Source organism: Acinetobacter sp. RF15B, assembly GCF_007558235.1.
Taxonomy (GTDB): domain Bacteria; phylum Pseudomonadota; class Gammaproteobacteria; order Pseudomonadales; family Moraxellaceae; genus Acinetobacter; species Acinetobacter lwoffii_C.
This window is the reverse complement of sequence record NZ_VLSR01000042.1, coordinates 1-2981: the sequence shown is the minus strand read 5'-3', so window position 1 is coordinate 2981 and position 2981 is coordinate 1. Positions and strand designations below refer to the sequence as shown.

General features: G+C 40.1%; 3 protein-coding genes and 1 pseudogene. 3 read left to right on the top strand and 1 reads right to left on the bottom strand.

The genetic code is table 11. The features are described from left to right. A partial coding sequence (locus tag E2K74_RS14930) for a hypothetical protein (protein ID WP_151208224.1) occupies positions 1-86 on the bottom strand: 86 nt, incomplete at its 3' end. Positions 87-128: 42 nt separating this feature from the next. On the opposite strand from E2K74_RS14930, the pseudogene E2K74_RS14310 reads away from it, so the two are divergent. From E2K74_RS14310 to E2K74_RS14295, 3 genes and pseudogenes are all read left to right on the top strand, one after another. Beyond that, positions 129-416 (top strand): annotated as a pseudogene (locus E2K74_RS14310) (IS91 family transposase); the annotation flags it as partial. Between the two features lie 284 nt (positions 417-700). After that, entirely contained in the window at positions 701-1366 is a 666-nt protein-coding gene (locus E2K74_RS14300) for a tyrosine-type recombinase/integrase (protein ID WP_015060916.1), read from the top strand. 189 nt (positions 1367-1555) lie between these two features. Beyond that, on the top strand, positions 1556-2722 hold the full coding sequence (locus E2K74_RS14295; RefSeq protein WP_024160783.1) for a tetracycline-inactivating monooxygenase Tet(X3): 1167 nt from the start codon (positions 1556-1558) through the stop codon (positions 2720-2722). Positions 2723-2981 lie beyond the last annotated feature (259 nt).

The window sequence follows — 2981 nt, the reverse complement described above, 5'->3', positions numbered from 1 at the left end:
TTTGGACCTGACAGGCGAATTACCCCCACACCGCCACGCCCTGGGGGAGTTGCAATTGCAGCAATCGTTGTGGTTGGGTTAAGCATAAAATTCACCTGCAAGGACTCAAAAGTACAGCCAAAAAAAAAAAACGGGGCAGGGGCAACAAGGTCAGGGTGGCTGATGAACCGGCAACACCAGCACAACGGCGAGCGTCGATGACATGGGCGCAACGGCTCAAGCGTGTTTTCAATATCGACATCGAGACCTGCAGCGGCTGCGGCGGCGCCATGAAAGTCATCGCCTGCATTGAAGACCCTATAGTGATCAAGCAGATCCTTGATCACCTGAAGCACAAAGCCGAAACCAGCGGGACCAGGGCGTTACCCGAAAGCCGGGCGCCACCGGCTGAGCTGCTCCTGGGTCTGTTTGACTGACGAGCCTGAAGGCCAACGATACCAATCAAAATGCTGCGTTCACAGCGCCGCGGCAGGGATCCGCCGTGCTGGTTGTCGGAAAAGGAGCCGCTAGTGGGAAAGAGGAGGGTAAATTTTCAGCGTTGCTGGCTCCCCGTCAGCCGGATTGGGTTGCATCGCAGGGGTGTCGAAAGAGTCAACTGCGGTCCAAAGCTGTTGGACTTGGGTGAAAAGGGCGTTTATTCTTCCTATACGTCGATCGATTGAATGAAGGACATATACAATCATTTCTCCGACATTTGGTTATGGAGCGAAAAGTTTCAATATCTTATCAAAACCAGGCAATCAATGCGATTAAGTTTTATTACGAACGTGTTTTGGGTGGACAACGGAAAACATATTTCATCGAAAGACCAAAAAAAGAAAAAACACTTCCTGTTGTGATGAGTGAAGAAGAAACCATTCGGGTACTACGCGCTATTGAAAACGTGAAACACAAGGCTATTCTGATGACTATTTATTCGGCAGGTTTGCGCATTTCTGAATGTATAAACCTGAAAATAAAAGACATTGACTCCAAGCGCATGCAAATTCGTATAGAACAGTCAAAAGGAAAAAGAGATCGTTATACCATTTTATCTGAGAAAACATTAATTATTTTAAGAACATACTTTATGGAATATAAACCAAAAGATTATTTATTTGAAGGTCAAAAAGGTGGCGCATACTCAAGCCGAAGTATTCAAAACATTTTTAAAGCAGCTGTTTTAAAAGCAAAGATTCAAAAGGAAGTTACTGTACATACCTTACGACATAGCTTTGCAACGCATTTGCTTGAGAATGGTACGAGTTTACGTTATATTCAATCGTTGTTAGGTCATTCAAGCAGTAAAACAACTGAGGTTTATACACATATTACCACCAAGGGAATGGAACAATTAAAAAGTCCGATGGATTTGTTAGATATATAGAAAGGATTTGTATATTTGAGCAAAACTTAACAAAAAGCACTATGAATATAAATCCTTTTGAGAGAGTAGAAACGAACGGTAAACGGTTGAAAACGGATTTGTCACTGATAATGAAAGGTTTAGCAAAATAAGATATAGTGGATATATACGCCATTTGGCGTATAGCCACTTGTTATGTGCCATTTTTGAATGACAATGCGAATAGATACAGACAAACAAATGAATTTACTTAGTGATAAGAACGTTGCAATAATTGGTGGTGGACCCGTTGGACTGACTATGGCAAAATTATTACAGCAAAACGGCATAGACGTTTCAGTTTACGAAAGAGACAACGACCGAGAGGCAAGAATTTTTGGTGGAACCCTTGACCTACACAAAGGTTCAGGTCAGGAAGCAATGAAAAAAGCGGGATTGTTACAAACTTATTATGACTTAGCCTTACCAATGGGTGTAAATATTGCTGATGAAAAAGGCAATATTTTATCCACAAAAAATGTAAAGCCCGAAAATCGATTTGACAATCCTGAAATAAACAGAAATGACTTAAGGGCTATCTTGTTGAATAGTTTAGAAAACGACACGGTTATTTGGGATAGAAAACTTGTTATGCTTGAACCTGGTAAGAAGAAGTGGACACTAACTTTTGAGAATAAACCGAGTGAAACAGCAGATTTGGTTATTCTTGCCAATGGTGGAATGTCGAAAATAAGGAGCTTTGTTACCGACACGCAAGTTGAAGAAACCGGTACTTTCAACATCCAAGCTGATATTCTTCAACCGGAAATAAACTGTCCCGGATTTTTTCAGCTATGCAACGGCAACCGATTAATGGCGGGACATCAGGGCATTTTATTGTTTGCCAATCCCAATAATAATGGTGCATTGTATTTAGGAATTAGTTTTAAAACGCCCGATGAATGGAAAAATAAAATTCCCTTAGATTTTCAGGACAGAAACAGCGTTGCCGATTTTTTATTGAAAAGATTTTCCAAATGGAGTGAAGTTTACAAACAATTAATACGTTCGGTATCAACATTTCAATGCTTGCCCACAAGGAAATTTCCTTTGAACAATGATTGGAAAAGTAACCGTCCATTACCCATAACAATGATTGGCGATGCTGCTCATTTGATGTCGCCTTTTGCAGGACAGGGTGTAAATACGGGATTATTGGATGCTTTGATATTGTCTGAAAACCTTACAAACGGAGAATTTACAAGTATTGAAAATGCCATCGAAAACTACGAACAACAAATGTTTGTTTATGCAAAAGATACGCAGGACGAATCGACAGAAAACGAAACCGAAATGTTTAGTCCCAATTTTTCGTTTCAAAAATTATTGAATCTATAAACAGTAAGAAAAAACGGCTACTAACAAGCAGTTTTGCAATAGTGGGGCAGAAGTGCAAAATTGAACTTGTGTGCTTCTATCAACTTTTGTACATTAGCTGCCAGTTTAAGATGGGTGCATTTGAGTATGCCCAAAGGAGCCTGTCACACTTTTTATCTTCAGATTATTCTGTGATCTATTCTATACTTTTGCTGCGCCACGGATATATCCATCCTTGGTCTATAACCTTAAGTTATAGTTAATCTATTTAACTTAAATT

What these genes read in the sequence shown, in the direction of transcription:
- E2K74_RS14300 (WP_015060916.1), top strand. Translation starts at nt 701, where the DNA reads ATGGAGCGAAAAGTTTCAATATCTTATCAAAACCAGGCAATCAATGCG.
- E2K74_RS14295 (WP_024160783.1), top strand. Translation starts at nt 1,556, where the DNA reads ATGACAATGCGAATAGATACAGACAAACAAATGAATTTACTTAGTGAT.